Origin of the sequence: Desulfovibrio gilichinskyi (assembly GCF_900177375.1) — a bacterium.
Taxonomy (GTDB): Bacteria; Desulfobacterota; Desulfovibrionia; order Desulfovibrionales; family Desulfovibrionaceae; genus Maridesulfovibrio; species Maridesulfovibrio gilichinskyi.
On the sequence record NZ_FWZU01000002.1, the window covers coordinates 709058 to 728155 of the forward strand.

A 19098-nucleotide genomic window follows, 5' to 3' on the forward strand; every position below is an offset into this window, starting at 1 on the left:
TTTGAAAAAAGTCAAAGACTATAAATTTATAATCTCGGTAGTGACATGTTTGTTACTGCTTATTTTTACGCCTCTATTGCAGGCTAAAGATACTCCTTCAGCTGTGGTTGAAAAAGTATGGACTGTTCGTGTTTCTACTTTTGAAAATGAAAGCAATGCGTGGGATTTTGTTAAATATTTGAAAAGTAATGGCTATAAACCGGTTGTTATAAGAATTTTCGATTCAAAATATAAACTTTGGACGGCTGTGCAGATCGGTGATTACCCTACACGCAGTCAGGCTGTGGCGTCTGCCAGTTCATTTAAACGCAAAATGAAGCTGGACTATCAGGTTAAAGGGATGGATCGAGAATTTCTTGCTGAAAGGACCGCTGTTTCACAAAATGCCCCGTTACCTGCAAGACCTGATGAAGCCGCACCAAGTTACTCCGTAAAGCGAAAAGTAGTTAAGACTGCTCTGAGTAGTGGTAAGACAGCAAATAGTTTGCGAGGAGTTTCTGAGGATTCCTTTTATGAACTTACTCAGGATGATGTGTTGCGGGATGTTTCTAACCTCCAAAGAAAAATTATTTTAACCCGTATAATGATCAGGCGTGGTTACATTAGTGATGGAATCAGGATGTATGAAGAACTTGTTAAGACACACCCTGAAGATATGAACCTGCGCGAAGAATATATTTCAACGCTTATCGATAACGAAGAATATAATAAGGCCGGAAGTCTGCTTCAAAGCTGGCTTGAAGATGATCCTGCCGCTTCCGGTGCTTTAAGTCTTAGCTCTCGGATTAAATTTTTAACAGGCGACTATTCACAGCAACAGGCTTCTTTAAATTATCTTTTGAAACTTCGCCCCGGGGATACGGATGCATTGTCTTCCCGCGCCTATGGACGACAGGACGACGGGGATTGGCTTGGCGCAATTGAAAGCTTTTCCGAACTGATTGACCGTGATCCTGAAAACGTTGATGCACGGCAAGCTCTGTCCGGACTTCTAAAGCAGCACAGACCGAGGCTTAATCTTACTCCTCGTGTTTACCTGCAGACTAATGATACTATAACAACTTCAATGAACACTAATTTCTCCATGCAGTTGGATGAACTGACTCGCGGCGAATTTATTTATGATTTTACGCAGATTTATCGCCCAGCCGGCGATGGTATTGAGAAAGTAGATAAAACCGTTAACCGCGGAGCTTTTCTCTTCCGTAGAGATCTCACCCGCACGTTCACCGGAATTCTGGGTGTAGGAGCTTTTGAGGGAACAGCGGAAGGTTTTACCGGCGCACTCGGGTTTGATTGGCTGGTTAGCGATTCAGGTCCTCTGTCTTTAATGCTTGATTACAATAATCCGTGGACAGATGAACCTTCCGCCGCAAATTATAAAGGTCGATATAATCAGATTTCAATGACTTATGACGGTTTTTATAATGATACATGGGGGCTGTTCATGAACGGTCAGGTTCGTCAGTATGTCGTAGATAACGACAGATTATACGGAACCAAAGGGGTTTATAATGTTATTTTAACGAGAAAGCTTTTGGATAACCCAGAGCTTTATGTATCCTATTCATACTACCGTTCACATTTTAAATACGATGATGATAATTATACACCGATTGCAATGGTGCAAAATGAAAGTATTCATACACTTAGTACAAGCTTCAGCAAGTGGTTTTGTGATTCCATAGGAATGCAGGTTTCAGGAGGAATAAGGCAGGATGAATTTAAAAGTTCTCCAAGCTATTTCGCTTCTCCGAATTTGCTTATGAAACTCGGCGAGAGATGGGAATTTAACGCAGGCTATGAATACAGCAGTGATTCCGGTCTTGTCGGCGGCGGTGAAAGTCAGGCAATTACCGGAGGAATCAATTATGTTTTCTAATTTTATTCTTACTACGTCATTCGAAAATATAATTTTTGAAGCTAATAATAGATCTATTGTGAATAGAATCATTCTATCAGCGGGTTGCAGATAATGCTTAAGGTTCATGCTGTCATAAAAAAATATAAGCTTTCAAAGTATTTTGAAGCTTTTACCGGAATAATCGCTCTCACGGTTATCAATTTAATTTTTTTCCGATCTGATCCTGGTTTTGTTAACGTTTCCCCGCATCCTTACTGGATTATCGTGTTGCTCACCGCTTCGCGTTACGGGTTCAGCGGTGGAGCCTTTGCCGGGAGTATTGCCGCGATTGCTTATTTGGGATTTACCTTACTATCAGTTCCGGACCTTGCTCTTGTAAATTTTAAAAGTCTTTCGATGTGGGGAAAGCCTGCGTTGTTTTTTATTGTGGGTGTTGTTATCGGCGAAATGCGTGAACTTAATATCAAAGAATACAATTTGTTAAGTGAAGAACGTGATGCGTATAAAGAAGCTTTCGGTAAAATAAAAACAAAGTTTGATGTTTTAAGTGAAGCAAAGCAGGAAATCGATACCAGAATTATTTCTCAGGAAAACACTTTGGGAACTTTGTATGAAGCTGCGCAGGGCCTGCGCTCTTTGAATGAAGAAAGTATATTTCCTGCTGTTCTTGAAATTCTCAGAGATTTTATGAGTGTCGAAGATTGCTCCATTTATACACTCGAAGGTGATGAATTTAAACTCAATACCGCTATGAGGCATGGGAAAAGTCCATTGCCGGACACTATTCCATACTATGAAGGATTAATGGGACTTGCGGCTGAAGATAAGAAAACGGTCTCTATTAAGGATGTTGCTAATCCGGAAAGCATGCCCCTTGGCATAATCATTTCGGCGCCGATTTTAGCGGATAATCAAAAGCATGTAATCGGTGTTTTGAATGTTGAAAAAATGCCTTTTATGAAATTCAACAGTGATTCCGTAAGAATTGCCGGACTTGTTGCCGACTGGTGCGGAAGCAGTATTGAAAACGCTACTATCTTTCAAGAAACTAAAGACAAACTTATCGCAGATGAAATGATCGATGCTTATACGTATGATTATTTTAAGAGAAGACTGCGCGAAGAATTTGTAAGATCTCGCAGATATGAGCTGGATTTGTCGCTTATTCTTCTTGAATTTCCAAGTTTGGAAAATGCTTCGGATGAAGGCAGAGAAGATGTCTTGATGGCGTTCAGCATGATTTTGAAAAATCAGATTCGCGAAATTGATATTTTGTTTTTAAATGATAAACCAGGATCATTTTTTCTAATCCTTCCAACCACTCCTCCAGCCGGTGCGAGGGTGGTGGTTAAAAATATTTTGAATGCGTTTAAGGCATTAAGTATGATGGCGTTTGAATCAGATGCAAGTCTGGTTGAAATTCGCGCCGGAGTTTCCGGTTATTCAATGGATATGGAAGAACCGATGGATATGGTTAAAGCCGTAGAAGAGGATGTCGTAAGTGTCTTATTTGCGGAGTAAAGTAATCCTTGCGGGGCGACTTTGGTTCGCTGCCGCTTTTTTACTTGCATATCTGTTCGAAATCAGTGCGGGCTGGTTTTATGTAAACAGGTCTGCATCTCCGTATTTTATATACGCTGCGCTGTGTGTTCATATTTTAGCAGCTCTTTCCTTTTTTATTACCCGGCCTAAACCCAGATCTTTGCCGGGCGTCGGATATTATTACCCGCGCCTTATGGCTTTGTTTACGTTTTTTATGCCAGGAATCGGACTTCTTGGAACATCGATGACCTTGCTTTTTTCACGAATTTTTATGGACAGTCACGGTCTTGCCAAAGAGTATAAAGAAAAGGCTTTTGAAAGCGGAGCTCTGGACGTTGATCTTCCGGATGATATCAATGCTTTTTTGTATGAAGAACTGGATATTCATCCTATCGCAGATATCCTTGCCGGTGATGATGTCGGAATGAAACGCGGCGCAGTTAACTTGCTTAGAAGGATCGGTTCGGCTGAGGCTGTTTCGCTGCTGAGAAAGAGTTTGTCTGATGAAAATGCCGAGGTCCGTTTTTATGCACATACCGCTCTTGCCCGTATGGAAGAAGATTACTCTCAGCTGCTTGATAAAGCAGAAATGCGCACTAAAAAATATAACAGTGCGCAATCTCACGCGGAGCTAGGCGCTGTTTATAGAAATTATGCCAATAGCGGTCTGCCGGAGATTAATATTCAGGAACACTCGTTGAAGCTGTCTTGTGAGAACTGGAAGATTGCGTGTGAAATGTTACCTGATAATACGGATTACCTTATGAGGTTGGCGGAAATTTATATTGAAAGCCATAGGTTCGCTGAAGCTGTCGAACTATATAAAAATACTCGGAATAATCCTGATCTCGAACTGGAATCACGTTTAGGAATATGCAGAGCTTACTTTGAAATGGGCAATTTTATAGCGTTGTTCCATGAAGTTGAGACCATGCGGGCGAAACCTGCTTTGGAATCTTCTGATCCATTTAAAAAAGTTGTGTATAATTTTTGGATGAGTGGAGATTCTGTATATGAGTAATGACGATAATAAAAATGAAAAAGAATATGATGTTTGTCTGCTTCTGGAAGGGACTTATCCGTTTGTTTCAGGAGGGGTCTCAAGCTGGATTCATAATTTAATTAAGGGAATGCCTGACCTGACATTCACAGCGGTTTGTATTCTGGCAACGTCTAAGGAAAAAGCTGAATACAAGTATGAAGTTCCGGATAACTTTGTAGATCCCAAAATTATTTATCTTCATGACCATGTGGATATTAAACAGAGTATGTTTAATAAAATTTCTAAGAAGAATATGCAAAAGATGACAGAATTTCATAAGAACATTGATCTGTTAGATATAGATTTTATGAAAGAGATTGTCACTTTGTTCCGTGAGGGTAAGTTTCCTCTCAGCGAATTAATACATGGTAAAAAAACCTGGGATCTATTGATTGAGCGGTATGGACCCGAAGTAAATAAAGAGTCCTTTATCGATTACTTCTGGACATTTCGTTTTACACATCTCCCAATTTTTAAAATGCTCCCGCTGGAGCTGCCTAAGGCAAAAGTGTACCATACAATTTCAACCGGGTACGCTGGGCTTTTAGGGGTTATTGCAAGGATTACCACAGGTCGTCCTTTGCTGCTCACTGAGCATGGAATTTACGTTAAAGAACGTAAAATTGAAATTTCGCAGGCTGAATGGATTTACCATAAAAATGATGACAGATTTAGGGTGGATAGTAAGCTCGGAGCAATTCAGACATTTTGGATTCGCATGTTCGAGCAGCTTGGAAAAATCTGTTATGATTATTCTTCAGAAATATACACGCTGTACGAAGGTAATAAGCAGTTGGAAATACTTGAAGGAGCCGATCCTGCAAAAATCAAGATAATTCCGAATGGGATCAGTCTTAAAAATTTTCTGGGGTTAAAACCTGAAGACCATGATTACAAAGGGCAGACTGAATTCGCCGTTGGTTTTGTCGGCAGAGTTGTGCCTATTAAAGATGTTAAGACATTCCTGCGTGCCTGTAAGATTGTTGCTCTTAAAATTGATAAGCTCAAAGTTTATATAATGGGGCCGACCGAGGAAGATGAAGAATATTATGAAGAATGTCTGAATCTCGTAAAGCTGCTTCACCTTGAAAATATAGTAGAATTTACAGGCAAGGTTAAGGTTGCAGATTATCTTCCTATTTTGGACGTAATTGTGCTGACAAGCATCAGCGAAGCGCAGCCTCTTGTCATAATGGAGGCCAACTGCGCCGGAGTACCTGCGGTTGCTTCAGACGTCGGTTCGTGCCGTGAATTACTGGAAGGGCGGACAATCAGTGATAAAGCTCTCGGACCTTCAGGCATTGTAACAAAAGTTGCAGATCCGGTCGGGACAGGGGAGGCTATTTTGACCATACTGCAAAAGCCTGTTCTCAGAAAAAAGATGTCACTTGCCGGTATTGAACGGGTGAAAACTTTTTATAAAGAATCTGATTTGAACAAAACATATTTGAAAATTTATCATAAGCACATGAAGATGGAAGACTTGGAGTAACAGATGGCAGGTATAGGATTTGAATTAAGGCGGATGCTCGGCAAGGACAGTTATTTGTCCGAGATGTCAGCGTACTTGTATGCTGCTATGGTTTCATCCGGCCCATGGCTCATGAGCGTCCTTTGTTTATCTATTCTCGGGCTGTATTCATATTCAGGTTTTTCGCGTATTGATCAGGAAATTTTCAGAACAACGATTATTTATGTTTATGCTTTTACGCTGATTTACGTGGGGTTCATTCAGCTTGTGGTAACTCGTTATCTTGCTGATAAATTTTATCTGGGTGAAGAGCGGATTACACTTACAGCTTTTTTTTCAAGTTCAATCCTTGTGCTTGCCTTAGGAGCAATTATCGGTGTCGGTGGGATTTGGACCTTTGAACTTACGCTTACATATAAAATTATAGCAGTTATTCTGTTTCTTCTTGTTGCAATGATCTGGCTGGCTATGATTTTCCTTTCCGCTGTAAAAGATTTCCGCAGTATCGTGCAGGCTTTTGCCATAGGCACTTCGGTCAGTGTTGGTGCAGCGTTTCTGCTTTACCCTGTTATGGGGCTTAATGGATATCTGCTTGGGTATACCATAGGGCAGGCTGTGATTTATTTCTGGCTGCTGGCGAGGCTGCTGGCAGAATTTTCACCAGGACGGGTATGGGACTGGGGGATGCTCGCTTATTTTATAAAGTACTGGCAGCTTGCTTTAATCGGTGTGCTTTTCAATCTGGCAATATGGATAGATAAAATTTTGTTCTGGTTTGCGCCTGATTCGCGAATGGTGGTTCCTTACCTGCGAACGCATGATTTGTACGAAGGTCCGATCTTTTTTGCATATTTAACAATTGTTCCTACGCTTGCAATCTTTTTAGTCAAAATTGAAACGAAGTTTTATGAACATTATCATGATTATTTTGCTAAAATAATGTCTAAAAAAGACCTTTTCAGTATCTTGGAAGAGAAGAAAGGAATGGTCAGCATGCTAAGGGAAAGCTTGCGTGAAATTCTAATTGTGCAGGGAACATTGACGCTGTTATGTCTTTTTATGGCTTCAGACTTTATTGAGATTGTAGGGCTTTCTCCTATTCAGAAACCGCTTTTGCAGATCGCGTTGATCGGTGCATTCATGCAGGCTATGCTCTCTATTGCTGTAATTATTTTATTTTATTTTGACTTACGTAAAGAGGTTTTACTGATAACCTTGGTTTTTCTATTGAGTAACGCAGGGCTTACGTTACTCAGTATGAAATTAGGTTTTACTTTTTATGGCTATGGGTACTGCTATTCCTGTTTTATGTCTTTAATGTGCGCATATTACTTTGTTTCAAAGAGTGTGACAAACCTAGAGTACATCACATTTGCCGGGCAACCTATAATTTAGGATTGTGAAAAAAGGGGGGGCTATGACAAAAAAAATATGTCTGGTTACAGGATGTGCTGGATTTATAGGCAGTCATCTCACACAGCGACTCATTGATCTCGGTCATTTTGTTGTGGGAGTTGATAATTTGTTTTCCGGGTATGTACACAATATGGAAGGTTTTTTGGATCATCCGGATTTTAAATTCCATGAAATTTCAATAACAGAAGAGGATTTGCTTGAAAGTTTAAAAGAAGCATATCCTGATCTTGATGTAATATTTCAATTAGCAGCTATTGTGAGTGTTCCTTATTCTGTTGAACATCCTAAACTTACAATGGACGTTAATTTTGAAGCTGCAAGAAAAATGTTTGAAGCATCGATAACGCTTGGAATTTCACACTTTGTTTTTGCCGGATCTGCCGCAGAATACGGAAATGAAGAAAGGCTTCCAGTCCGCGAAAAATATGCAACGGATGAGGTAAAACATTTCAGCCCGTATGGCGCCTCGAAGTATAAATTTTCATCGTTTTTAGAAAAATCTGGGTCAGGGTGTTCTCTGCGGTTTTTTAATATTTTCGGACCGCGTCAGGACCCCACAAGTCAGTATAGCGGTGTGATCTCCAGGTTTATTGATTTCGGACTGGATGGTAAAAATATGGTTATATTCGGAGACGGCACTCAGTCCCGTGATTTTTTATATGTCTCGGACGTTGTTGATTCCTATTTAATAGCCGCGGGACTTGATCCTCTTGGGCGCGGGCCGCTTACCGGAATCTATAATGTCGGAACCGGAAACGGAATTTCAATTTTGGAATTGGCGAACACTGTTTCCGCGTTAACAGCTGCCCCTTTAGAATTTGTTTTTAAGCCTGAACGGGTTGGTGACATAAAACATTCCCGCGCAGATGTAAGTAAAATTTCAGCTGCGGGATTCAGTCCTGCGGTGTCTTTTGACGATGGGTTAAAAAAAACGATTGAATGGTCAAGGTCCTGTAAGTAATTTCTGCAATTATTGTCTCAGTAAAATTATATCAAAGAATAAAGGTTTATAAAATGGTTGAGAGTAATGACGATTTGGAAATAAAAATTCTGCGTAACGCTGAAGTTCAGGAAGCTTCTGCCGAGTACGTCGATAAACTTTTCTGCAAATCAAATAGCGATTTTGAAGTTGTCGCAATTCTTAGGAAGTTGGCGTTAGATAGGATTTATCATGAAATGATTGAGAATCCTGACGAGTTCAAGGAGAAACCTCAACTGTCATCCGGTGAACGATGGGATGGTAAAAAACCTGCCGGACCTAGAGATTTTTTAAAAAAAAGAATTGCTCTTCCGTCGCTGCCTCAGGTTTTGATTCAAATTCAAAATGTCATTAATGATCCGGATAGCTCCGCAAGTGATCTTGCTGAAGTTATAAGTATGGACCCAAAGCTAGTCGCTGCAATTTTACGTCTAGCCAACAGTGCCATGTTCAATTTTAGAACGGAGGTAGATACTCCCACAAGAGCTGTAGCCCTTTTAGGCTTTAAACAGGCCGGTTCTTTAGCTCTTGGAACGGTTTCTCTAAGTTTATTCAAACGTTCAAAAAATGCAGTTCTTGAGGTTGAAAAATTTTGGAAACATTCTATAGCCTGCGGGATTATTGCTCAAGAAATTGCCCGCGCCGTAAAACTTGGTGATCCTGAGCGTTTTTTTGTATCCGGCCTTCTTCATGACATAGGGCTTTATGTACTCTTTGAGAGTGAAAAAAGTCTTGCTGTTGAATTGGTGCGCCTAGCCAATGAGAGCGCAGAGAGTCTTTATGATGCTGAAAGGGAACTTTTAGGTTTTGATCACGCCATCCTCGGCGGGGTAATAATTAAAGATTGGAGTTTTCCAAGATCTCTCGTTATTGCCGCGGCCGGGCATCACAGCCCTGAAAAGGCTAAAGAGGATCCTGATGCCGGAGTCGTGCATGTTGCTGATTATGCGGCCAGATCATTGGGATATGACCTCGGTATTTCTCCCGTTCTCGGAAATCTTGATGAAGCCGCATGGGATAATATCGGAATTACAGTTAATCAGTTTGCCGGATTGATTCCTCAATTTAAATTGTTGATTGATGAAATCTTCGAAATATTAAGCTCAGAATAAAAAATGCCCGGCATGAATCATGTCGGGCATTTTTTATTGTTGTTTTAAAGTTGCTTTATTTGACTAGTTCGTTTCCGGAGCGGCTCCATGCCAACGCCCCGCCAGCGAGTGAACAAACATGAGTATGTCCATGGTTCTGAAGATAGCTGCCGACAATGTTGGAGCGGTATCCTGAACCGCACATAACAATTACGGGAGTCTCTTTCTCTACCTGCAATCCTTCTTCAAGTACCAAAGCAAGAGGTTTATGGATTGCTCCCTTTACATGTCCACTATTCCATTCGTCAGGAGTTCTTACATCAAGTAAAATGAACTCGCGTTCATCCTGTATTGCTTCCTGCAAATCCCATGTAGATTTTTGTGCAAGGCTTTTTACAGGGTATCCGGACAGCAGCCATGAACTGATGCCGCCTAGAAGGTATCCAAAAATATTGTCATACCCAATGCGGTGCAATTCTAAACACATGCGGTCGTAGTCCTGTTTTGAATTGACTACTAAAAGAATGTCCGCATTTGGTTCAACAACCATACCTACCCAGTTGGCAAGCTGCTTTTCAAGGCCGATATTGATGCTGCCGGGGATATGGAATCCTCCGAATCCCGCAGCGTCGCGAACGTCGATAACTGTGGCACCTTTATCCATAATCTGCTTGAACCTTTCAGGGTTCATCGCTTTATCCAAAGGGCATCTTTCAAGAAGAGGCGCTCCTTTGAAATTTGTCTCGATTATGTGGGTGAACGATTTCGGGCGTGCTGGAAAAGATTCCAGAACCTTCCTTTTGAATTTTTTAAATGATTCAAATTTAAGCATGGGATTGTTGCGTCTTTCATACCCCAAAGTGGTACTAGGTTTCGCACTCATTCCCTTGCCGCAAAGTGAACCCTGACCGTGAGCCGGAAACACTTCCAGATAATCAGGAAGATTCCCGAGTTTAACGTAAAGGCTGTTGTAGAGGTTTTCCACCTGCTCATCCAGAATTTCATTTCCCGGCAGGTCAGGGCGGCCTATGTCGCCGACAAATAGCAAGTCACCTGTTAGAATCATCCATGGATCAGTTCCGCGCACCATATCCGTCACAAGAATTGATATAGCGTTAGGAGTGTGTCCGGGAGTATATATAAACTCCAGTTTTACACTGCCTATAGTGAAAGTATCGCCTTCTTTAATCGGAGTATGAGGGTATGCCACCTTTGCATTTTCATGGATGAAAAGAGTCGCTCCGGTGATCGATTTAAGTTCCTGTTCACCACCGACATGATCAGCGTGAACATGCGTATTTATTACATGAGTGATCTTCATTCCCTCTTCGCGGGAAATATCAAGATAATCCTGTATATCTCGCTTAGGGTCTACAATTGCCATCTGTCCGGCTGCCGGGCAGCCTATTACATATGAATAGCAGCCAAGTCCTTCAGTCGTAATTTGTTTAAAATACATTATTAGAGACGCTCCGGTCTTTTCATTTAAATTTTAAATTTTCCAATCCACAAATCATGAAGATTACAGAAACTTGTTACATAAAACTTTTTGCCGGAACTGTTTGCGGGAAGCGGGTACTTTGATACAGCCGTTTTGTCCGTGGGCGCAAAGGTATGTTCGCCGATTGGGGTACCTTTAGAGTCTACAATAGTGTGGCGGACTATATAATGTTTTTCAGACATCGGGTGAGGTGTCGTTACAATAATTTCTGTATCGGTGATCTCTACCTTAGGAACATGGGTTCCGGCTTTTCCTTCCCAATGTCCTTGATGTTTCTGGGTGAAAGCAACATTGTAAGGAAACTCAAGTTCATCATCGGCAGAAACTGTTCGTCCGGTAAGTAGCGTGCCGGTCACTGCCGCCGCTGCGGCTACAGACATTGTCATGAATGCTCTTCGTGAAGTCATTTGATTTCTCCTTATGTTAAATTGTCCTTAATACCAATGTTTCTACTATTGTATTTAATAATAGATTTAATTTGTCAAGAATGATTACTATTTTGTCATATTTTACTCGGAAGATAGTATCAATTTTTTTCAGAAGGTAATACCTTTCAGTAGCCTTTCTTGTTGGTGTTAACAGAAGTGTATGATAATGAATTATGTAAATTATAAAGAATAATGTTGCTAAAAATAATAAATTTATATCTATCTGCTATATGATTTTTATTTGTTAAGAATTTTATAAGCATGCGAGATGTTTTATGCGAAAAGTTTTTTTTGTAGTCTTATTTATATTCCTTGCCGCTATTTCTGTTCTTACTGAACAGGCTCACGCTTCTGCTAAACGTGTTCTTCTGATCAGTTCCTACAATCCGGCATTTCCGACTTTTTTTCAGCAAACAAATGGATTGGAATCAGTTTTTAAGCCTGCTGGAATTTCACTGGATATTGAGTTCATGGACAGCAAACGTTTTTATAGTCCTGAAAATATTTTAGCATTCCATAACCTTTTAAAACTGAAACTGCTTAGACTTTCCCCATATGATATAATTGTAACATCAGATGACAATGCCTTTAAGTTCGTATTGGAATACCAGAATGAATTATTCCCGAATATTCCGGTTGTTTTTTTGGGAGTTAATAATCAGGAACTAGCCAGATCTATGAATTTTAATGATCTGGTTACCGGGGTTATTGAAGCTGTTTCAATGCATGAAACTTTGGGCCTTGCTTTTGATCTGTTTCCAAAGGCAAATAATATTTATGCTATCGTTGATGGCTCTCCCAGTGGGCAGGGAGATCTTGAAACATTCAAAGGACATAGTGCTCATTTTTCGGGCAAGAAATTAAAGGTTTTATCGCTTGGTAATACCTCATGGGATGAGTTTGGCAGAAATCTTGAGAAAATATCAGACAACGATGCAATATTGTTGCTTTCAGCTTACAGAGATAAGTCAGGAACAGGAAAGTTGTTTGCCGATTCACTTGAGCTGATTGTTTCACATAGCAAGGCGCCTATTTTCCATCTATGGGAGCATGGTTTAGGACAGGGGATTATAGGCGGTAGAGTTATTTCTCAATTCGAACAAGGGGTCGCTGCTGCAAAAATATGTTTAGACATTTTTAACGGGAAGCAGGTTAAAGATATTCCAGTTGTTGAAGGTTCTGAAGTTAATAAGTTTATATTTGATAATAATATTTTGAAGAGATTTCATATTAACAAAGACTCTTTGCCTCCAGGAAGTCTGGTAATAAATCAACCTAAATCGCTTTTTACTCAGCATCGGAAAACACTTTTAATCGCGCTGTGTTTCGTAATTCTTCTTTTGTCTTTCATAGGAGCTCTTATTGTTTATATTTTCCGCCTGCGGAGAGCTGAAGACAATGCCAGAAAAAGTGAAGAGCGGTTTGCTCTCGCAATGGACGCAAGCAGAGACGGTCTTTGGGACTGGAATATAAGTACGGATGATGTATACTATAGCCCCGGCTATAAGGCTATGCTCGGTTACAAGTTTAACGAGGTTCCTTCGCACGTAGACGCGTGGGTTGATTTAATCCATCCAGCCGATCAGGACGCGGCAATAGAGGCTAATACGGACTGCATTGAAAACAAAACAGATTCTTTTGAAGTTGAGTTCCGGATGCAGACCAAGAGTGGTAAGTGGGTTTGGATTCTAGGTCGTGGCAAAGCCGTAGAACGTGATGAAACAGGCAGAGCTGTTCGTGTTGTAGGAACTCACACGGATATTACCGAGCATAAAAACATAGAAAAAGAACTGCGCAGACTTCGCAATTATCTTACAAATATAATCGATTCTATGCCTTCAATCCTTATCGGAGTTGACCATGAGGGGGTGGTCACTCAATGGAATCGTGAAGCCCAGCGCGTGACTGGATTTTCGGCTGCTGATGCCGAAGGAAAACTTTTGTCGGATGTTTTTCCAAGACTGACTCCGCAGTTGAAGTGGATTGAAGAGTCTTTATCAAGTCATCAGATTCATACTGATTCCAGAGTTCATACGCAGGAAGATGGGTCGGACAAGTTTGAGGATATAGCCATATACCCTTTAAGCTCTAACGGAGTAGAAGGGGTTGTAATAAGGGTTGATGATGTTACTCAGCGGGTCCGCCTTGAAGAAATGATCGTTCAAAACGAAAAGATGATCTCTATTGGTAGTTTGGCCGCAGGAATGGCGCATGAAATTAATAATCCTTTAGGTGCTATTGTCCAAGGAACTCAGAATCTTTCCCGTCGGTTATCGCTTGATCTTCCTGCTAATTTAAAGATTGCCGAAGAATACAATATCAACCTTGAGAAAGTCTATGAATATCTTAATGATCGCAGTATATTTAAGATAATTGAAGGGATAAACGGTTCAGGTCTCAGAGCGGCTGCGATAGTAACTAATATGCTAAGTTTTTGCCGTAAAAGTGATAACGCCGTGAAAAAAAATAATTTGGCGATGCTGTTAGAAAATTCTCTTGAAATGGCTAAAAATGAATATGATTTAGATAGAAAATATGATTTTAAGAAAATAGAAGTTGAGCGGGAATATGCGCAGGACCTTCCTGATATTTGTTGTGACGGCAATGAAATTCAGCAGGTTTTTTTGAATTTAATAAAAAATGGAGCTTATGCTGTATCAGATAAATCTTATGTTAACAGTTCTCCTAAGTTGTTTCTCCGGCTTCGTTTAGAGAGGGATACGGTCGTTGCTGAAATTGAAGATAATGGATTAGGCATGGATGAAACAGCTCGAAAGCGCGCTTTCGAGCCATTTTTTACAACTAAACCGACTGGATCTGGAACAGGACTTGGGTTGTCGATTTCATATTTTATAATAGTGGAGCAACACAAAGGTCATATGGAAGTCTTTTCTTCACCCGGAAACTGGACCCGCTTTATTGTGAAGCTTCCCATAAAGTCAGAATGTTAGGACCCGAAATTATTTATTCCAGCCTCCGTCTTTAAGTACTACTCGGTTGAGCGCTAAAGCCATTTCTGATGCTTCCATCTTGTCGGTAACTATTTCTATGTAACAACCGCAGTCAGCTTTGTCTGCTCTCTCAAGTGCCGTGTCCAGTTCTTGATTGTTAACAACTTTTGCGGTGAACCAATCTTCCATACCGAATGCTTCCGGCAATTTGCTGTAATTCCATTGCGCAATTTCGTTGTAATATATGTACGGATTTTTACCTAACATGCGTTCAATAAGATATCCGTCATTGTTCAAGCAAAATATTACGGGCTTAAGTCCTAATCGTCCGAATTGGCTGATTTCCTGAACCGTAAGTTGATGCGCCCCTTCCCCCGTTACAAGAACAACTCTGCGATCAGGAGCTGCGACCGCGGCGCCGAATGAGGCAGGCGTTGCCCATCCTATCGAACCCCAAAGAGTCTGGTTGTAAAACAAGGCTCCCTCTGGAAGCTTTGCTGTGATCAGCCCCATAGACGATGTGCCTGTTTCTGCAATAATGATATCGCCTGATTTAAAAAACTTCTCAATCCGCGGGTACAGTGAGTCAGCTGTGATTTTATCTTCAGCCGATCCTTGTGGCTGGCCAAGTCCTTTTACTTCATGATTTTTGATAAAATTTTGCGATTTAATTTCTTTTTTTAAGGCTGTGATAACATCTTTTATAAAAACGTTATGGTATGTTGCGTGCCCGACATGTACATGGTCAGGATGGATATTTATTTCACCTATGGGATCAAATTTTATAGTGAATGCGCCAGTGTTTATATCAGACCTGATAGTTCCGAAGCTTACAATCAGATCGCTTTCTTCGACAATTTGCCGCACGTCCTCAGCAATAAGGCTGCCGCTGTAAACTCCGATGAAGTTTGGATGAAATTCTGAAAGTGTTCCTTTCCCCATAAGCATAGAGGTGAATGGAAGTCCTGCTTTCTCTATTATTTCCTGTGTTTCCATACGCAAATCATAACGACCTATTAATGTTCCAACTACTGCAACAGGTGATTTTGCTTTACCAATTTTATCTGTGATGATTTTAACCACTGTTGCCAGAGTTTCTTGATTGCTTTTTTGCTTCACTAAAGGGTGTGGATCGGAACAACCAAGTTCCATCATGGCAAAGTCCCCTGGAATTCCGAAGTATACAGGTTTCTTCTGAGTTAGAGCTGCATTAATGAGACGGTCAACTTCTGAAACAGTATTTTCGGGAGTGAGGATGGTGCTTGCGCATACTACCGGCTGAACCATTTTGTGGAATAGATCAAATTCCCCGTTGCCGAGGGTATGGTGCATAATATTATCCCCTTTGAGGATAGAATGCTTGGGCATGCCTACAATATGGAAAATAGGCAGATGTTCTGCATAGGCTCCGGCAATGCCGCCGAGAGCATTGAGTTCTCCGACTCCATAAGTGGTGCATAGAGCTGAGCAACCTTTGATACGGGCGTAACCGTCAGCCGCAAAAGCTCCATTAAGTTCACTACAGCAGCCTATCCAGTTAAGATCCGGGTCATTGCATATGGCATCGTTAACGGGAAAAGCGTAGTCACCCGGAACTCCGAAAATATCTGTGACTCCGATTTCTTTGAGTCGTTCAAGCAAATGAGAAATAACTGTTTTCGACATGACTGTGACCTCTGATGGTTGTGATCTTTTAGATTAGTAAAGTTATATTATCTAAAATAATGACATTTCATGAGGGGGATGTCCATGTTACAGTGATAAATTATTGTCTCCGGAGTGTAATTCTTTACTCTTTCAGCGTAATAAAGTTAATTTGCTGATTGGCTGTGGATAAACATACCAAGTCTTTTATCAGTGTCGTTAATATGTTGTACAAGCCATGTGCTTAAATAGTTCAATATTTCCATGGAAGTATTAGCAGCACCGTTATTACATAGATTTTCAACTTCATTTACTTTAGCAATAAATTCTTTATGTTCATTAATGTGAGCCGGAGTTTCAGGATAATCATATTTTTTCATGATTCTTACTTCAGCTCCAAAATGTTCAAGAATGTAAGTGTGCAGGTCTGAAATAATGTTTAGAACATCCTGATCAGAATTATTGTTTGATATCATCATATCGTAAAGAACATTAATCATTGTAATTAATTCTTTGTGTTGATCGTCTATCTCTGTGAAGTTGATTGATAGAGATTCATTCCATTCAAGCATAGGCATAGTGTTTCTCTAGGTTGAAGGTGAAAGGTTGAATTATCATTTATATAAAAAGTCGCTGATTTCTACAGCATCACATTGCTCAGGACTAAGAAATTTTTGTGCATATTGTGTGAAAACTTCTCTTTGCAGGAAAATATTGAAAATATCACAGTCAATATCCTGATCGTTACACATTAATTTCATAATTTTGAGTGCTTCAGATATTTTTTTTGCTTTTTTATATGGCCTGTCCGAAGCTGTCAAAGCCTCAAAAATATCGGCAATAGTAAGAATGCGTGCTTCGACCGATAGATTTATTTTACTTTTCTTAAGTGGATATCCTGTGCCTATCAGCGTTTCGTGATGACTCGCCGCAATCTCTGGAACTCTCTTTAAACTGTCCGGGAAAGGGATTTGCTCCAGCATTTCAAGACCGATTAGTGTGTGCTCATTTATTTTAAAGCGATCTTCAGCAGTAAGCGAACCCTGTTTTATGCATAAGTTGTAAATTTCTCCGCGATTATATTCATTTTCGGGCGTAGAAATTGGATTGCCCAAGGTGTCTCTGATATTAGGGTATTTTTTTGTGCGCGGAATAATATGTTCAGGTTTGTCTGCGAGAAGTTTTTGTATGCTTGGTATACTGTCTTCAGGTGTTTCGTCTTTGCGTCTTAGTTCGTCAATTGAAATTCCTATTTTGTCACTGTAATGGCTAACCCATGACCTTTCACCTATTCTTTTAATTTCTTCAATATCCTCATCAGACATGAATTCTCCTCCGATATTGCTTTGGGCTACGAAGGTAAAATCTATTTCAAGTTGCTCCAGTTCTGACTCCAATTCCTCTTTTAAAAGGGTAATGTCCGTTTCCCCTTCAGCTATTTTTTTATAGTATTTTATTTCTGCGTCTCTACGAAGCACTTCAAAGCGCATGCGGATTTCATGTATACGGTCATATATCGTTTCAAGTTTTGTCGCTTTGTTTATCACGTATTCCGGAGTGGTTATCTTGCCGCAGTCGTGTAGCCATGCGGCAATCCATATCTGCCGCCATTCTTCTTCAGTTTCTATTTTGAAATTTGTCAGAGGGCCTTCATTTGTCTCGTTGACAGCGTGAGCCAGCATTTCTGCCAGAACAGGGACTCTGGTACAGTGTCCTCCTGTGTACGGAGACTTGGAGTCAATTGATGCTGCAATAACTTTGATTAAAGAATTAAATGTTTCTTTAAGTGAATTGACTAAATTGCGGTTATCCAGCCCCACAGCTGCCTGCGCAACCAGCGATTCTAAAAGCCCGTTTGTAGTATGAAATTCAGTATTGCTGATATCGTGGATAGATTCTCTGCAGGGATTGAAAAGTTGAAGAACTCCGAGAAGTTCATCTCCTCTGGTAATTATCGGGACAGAAATTGTCGAGTTTATAATATAATCAGTCGGCTCGTTGTCTAACCCTGTAGGGAATAATGAAAGATTTTGATCTGATGTCAGGATAATTTCTTTGTTTTTATAAGCTTTGCAAGCATGAAACAATACAGACTCTTTTTGCAGAAAATCCATGATTTCGGGAACGACTATTACACGCGGGGCAGGGTGTTCTGATAATCCGCCGAGGACCAAACTGGATGAGTTAAGAGATATCAGCTCCACTGCAAGCTTGTTGCCGTCTTTTAAATATATAACTCCACCGTCTGCATTAGAAAGGTCCCGTGCGGAATCGAAAATAATGGTAATTAACTTGGCAATATTTTTTTCCGCGGAGAGAGCAAGGCCTGCTTTTACCAGTTTTTCTAATTTATTCTGGGTAGAGATAAGACTTTCTGTATTTGAATGAATCGTAGATTTCATAATTGTGCAAGCATCTCCTGGAGCTTTATTTTAGCGATGATAGAACTTACAGGCATAGTGGATGAAAGTTAAATTTATGAAATTTTCAGCTTTTAACGCAAGGACTTTAACTAAAATAAAGCCTTTTTACGTAGCGGTCTACGCTGATAGTTCTTTTAATAACAAAAAGTCGGTAAAATATCTCAATAACTCTGATGAGTAGCTTGTTGATATTATTTTTTATTATACACAAATAGGGAGGTGCATGGCAGTCTTAGAAAATTATTTTATTTTAAATTCTGAGTTAAAAACTTATCAAGCTGGTTTGTAAATTTTTGCTTGTCCTTGGGGCCGAGAGGGGCCGGACCGCCTGAAGCTAAACCCCCGGTCCTAAGTTCTTCCATCAGATTGCGCATGCTTAAAAGTCCCTTGATGTTGTCCACAGTGTACAGCTCACCTCTGGGATTAAGGCCGATAGCGCCTTTAGTGACAATCTTATCTGCCAAAGGGATGTCGGCGGTAACAACAAGGTCGCCGGCTTCCGCGAGTCTGGCAATTTCATCATCAGCAACATTGAATCCTGCTGAAACTCTAATTGAATTAATGAGCGGTGATGAAGGCGTGGAAACATTCGTATTAGCAACAAGCGTCATTCCAATATTACGCCGCATGGCTGTCTTGAATAACACTTCCTTGATCATGTTGGGGCAGGCATCTGCATCAACCCATATATGCATATTAATCCTCTTCGATTTGAGCAGCGGTTTTAGAAACCGCATGCCCTGTAC

14 protein-coding genes are annotated in these 19098 nt (G+C 40.5%); 8 read left to right on the forward strand and 6 right to left on the reverse strand.

Translation table 11 applies throughout. The features are described 5' to 3' along the window. Position 1: 1 nt before the first annotated feature. The 7 genes from B9N78_RS08210 to B9N78_RS08240 all read left to right on the forward strand — a co-directional run bounded on the left by B9N78_RS08210 (position 2) and on the right by B9N78_RS08240 (position 9426). Positions 2 to 1882, forward strand: coding sequence for an SPOR domain-containing protein (locus B9N78_RS08210; protein WP_245805497.1), 1881 nt, complete (start codon positions 2 to 4; stop codon positions 1880 to 1882). Between the two features lie 93 nt (positions 1883 to 1975). Continuing rightward, positions 1976 to 3385 (forward strand): sensor domain-containing diguanylate cyclase, encoded by a 1410-nt coding sequence (locus tag B9N78_RS08215; protein WP_085101048.1) that lies wholly within the window; start codon positions 1976 to 1978, stop codon positions 3383 to 3385. After that, complete coding sequence (locus B9N78_RS08220) at positions 3366 to 4427, forward strand: HEAT repeat domain-containing protein (RefSeq protein WP_085101051.1); 1062 nt, start codon at positions 3366 to 3368, stop codon at positions 4425 to 4427. The genes B9N78_RS08215 and B9N78_RS08220 overlap by 20 nt, the downstream gene beginning before the upstream one ends. Then, positions 4420 to 5940: a GT4 family glycosyltransferase PelF gene (gene pelF / locus B9N78_RS08225; protein ID WP_085101052.1), complete on the forward strand. Its 1521-nt coding sequence runs from the start codon at positions 4420 to 4422 to the stop codon at positions 5938 to 5940. The genes B9N78_RS08220 and pelF overlap by 8 nt, the downstream gene beginning before the upstream one ends. Before the next feature lie 3 nt (positions 5941 to 5943). Next, positions 5944 to 7314 carry an exopolysaccharide Pel transporter PelG gene (gene pelG / locus B9N78_RS08230; protein WP_085101055.1) on the forward strand — a complete coding sequence of 457 codons (1371 nt, stop codon included), beginning with the start codon at positions 5944 to 5946 and terminating at the stop codon, positions 7312 to 7314. A 22-nt stretch (positions 7315 to 7336) separates the two neighbouring features. Beyond that, the gene (locus B9N78_RS08235) at positions 7337 to 8296 is read left to right on the forward strand and encodes an NAD-dependent epimerase/dehydratase family protein (protein ID WP_085101056.1); all 960 of its coding nucleotides are present in this window, start codon (positions 7337 to 7339) and stop codon (positions 8294 to 8296) included. Positions 8297 to 8349: 53 nt separating this feature from the next. Continuing rightward, entirely contained in the window at positions 8350 to 9426 is a 1077-nt protein-coding gene (locus B9N78_RS08240) for an HDOD domain-containing protein (protein ID WP_085101059.1), read from the forward strand. A 55-nt stretch (positions 9427 to 9481) separates the two neighbouring features. Here the strand turns inward: B9N78_RS08240 and B9N78_RS08245 are convergent, their stop codons facing one another. Together B9N78_RS08245 and B9N78_RS08250 are read right to left on the reverse strand one after the other, a co-directional pair. Continuing rightward, positions 9482 to 10864 carry an MBL fold metallo-hydrolase gene (locus tag B9N78_RS08245; RefSeq protein ID WP_085101061.1) on the reverse strand — a complete coding sequence of 461 codons (1383 nt, stop codon included), beginning with the start codon at positions 10862 to 10864 and terminating at the stop codon, positions 9482 to 9484. Positions 10865 to 10890: 26 nt separating this feature from the next. Further along, positions 10891 to 11313, reverse strand: coding sequence for a desulfoferrodoxin family protein (locus tag B9N78_RS08250; RefSeq protein WP_085101064.1), 423 nt, complete (start codon positions 11311 to 11313; stop codon positions 10891 to 10893). Positions 11314 to 11609: 296 nt separating this feature from the next. On the opposite strand from B9N78_RS08250, the gene B9N78_RS08255 reads away from it, so the two are divergent. Next, positions 11610 to 14285 (forward strand): ABC transporter substrate binding protein, encoded by a 2676-nt coding sequence (locus B9N78_RS08255; protein WP_085101066.1) that lies wholly within the window; start codon positions 11610 to 11612, stop codon positions 14283 to 14285. A gap of 9 nt (positions 14286 to 14294) precedes the next feature. Here the strand turns inward: B9N78_RS08255 and B9N78_RS08260 are convergent, their stop codons facing one another. The 4 genes from B9N78_RS08260 to B9N78_RS08275 all read right to left on the reverse strand — a co-directional run bounded on the left by B9N78_RS08260 (position 14295) and on the right by B9N78_RS08275 (position 19047). After that, a complete protein-coding gene (locus B9N78_RS08260) occupies positions 14295 to 15950 on the reverse strand; it encodes an alpha-keto acid decarboxylase family protein (RefSeq protein WP_085101069.1) in 1656 nt (551 codons plus the stop codon). A gap of 146 nt (positions 15951 to 16096) precedes the next feature. Further along, on the reverse strand, positions 16097 to 16507 hold the full coding sequence (locus B9N78_RS08265; RefSeq protein WP_085101072.1) for a bacteriohemerythrin: 411 nt from the start codon (positions 16505 to 16507) through the stop codon (positions 16097 to 16099). Between the two features lie 36 nt (positions 16508 to 16543). Further along, positions 16544 to 18331, reverse strand: a complete 1788-nt coding sequence (locus tag B9N78_RS08270; RefSeq protein WP_085101075.1) for an HD family phosphohydrolase — start codon at positions 18329 to 18331, stop codon at positions 16544 to 16546. 266 nt (positions 18332 to 18597) lie between these two features. After that, the gene (locus B9N78_RS08275; protein WP_085101078.1) at positions 18598 to 19047 is read right to left on the reverse strand and encodes a YaiI/YqxD family protein; all 450 of its coding nucleotides are present in this window, start codon (positions 19045 to 19047) and stop codon (positions 18598 to 18600) included. Between the last annotated feature and the right edge of the window lie 51 nt (positions 19048 to 19098).

Excerpts from the sequence above, each read along its gene's own strand:
- B9N78_RS08240 (WP_085101059.1), top strand. The coding sequence starts at position 8,350 with ATGGTTGAGAGTAATGACGATTTGGAAATAAAAATTCTGCGTAACGCT.
- B9N78_RS08255 (WP_085101066.1), top strand. The coding sequence starts at position 11,610 with ATGCGAAAAGTTTTTTTTGTAGTCTTATTTATATTCCTTGCCGCTATT.
- pelF (WP_085101052.1), top strand. The coding sequence starts at position 4,420 with ATGAGTAATGACGATAATAAAAATGAAAAAGAATATGATGTTTGTCTG.
- B9N78_RS08215 (WP_085101048.1), top strand. The coding sequence starts at position 1,976 with ATGCTTAAGGTTCATGCTGTCATAAAAAAATATAAGCTTTCAAAGTAT.
- B9N78_RS08260 (WP_085101069.1), bottom strand. The coding sequence starts at position 15,950 with ATGTCGAAAACAGTTATTTCTCATTTGCTTGAACGACTCAAAGAAATC.
- pelG (WP_085101055.1), top strand. The coding sequence starts at position 5,944 with ATGGCAGGTATAGGATTTGAATTAAGGCGGATGCTCGGCAAGGACAGT.
- B9N78_RS08245 (WP_085101061.1), bottom strand. The coding sequence starts at position 10,864 with ATGTATTTTAAACAAATTACGACTGAAGGACTTGGCTGCTATTCATAT.
- B9N78_RS08235 (WP_085101056.1), top strand. The coding sequence starts at position 7,337 with ATGACAAAAAAAATATGTCTGGTTACAGGATGTGCTGGATTTATAGGC.
- B9N78_RS08250 (WP_085101064.1), bottom strand. The coding sequence starts at position 11,313 with ATGACTTCACGAAGAGCATTCATGACAATGTCTGTAGCCGCAGCGGCG.
- B9N78_RS08265 (WP_085101072.1), bottom strand. The coding sequence starts at position 16,507 with ATGCCTATGCTTGAATGGAATGAATCTCTATCAATCAACTTCACAGAG.
- B9N78_RS08270 (WP_085101075.1), bottom strand. The coding sequence starts at position 18,331 with ATGAAATCTACGATTCATTCAAATACAGAAAGTCTTATCTCTACCCAG.
- B9N78_RS08275 (WP_085101078.1), bottom strand. The coding sequence starts at position 19,047 with ATGCATATATGGGTTGATGCAGATGCCTGCCCCAACATGATCAAGGAA.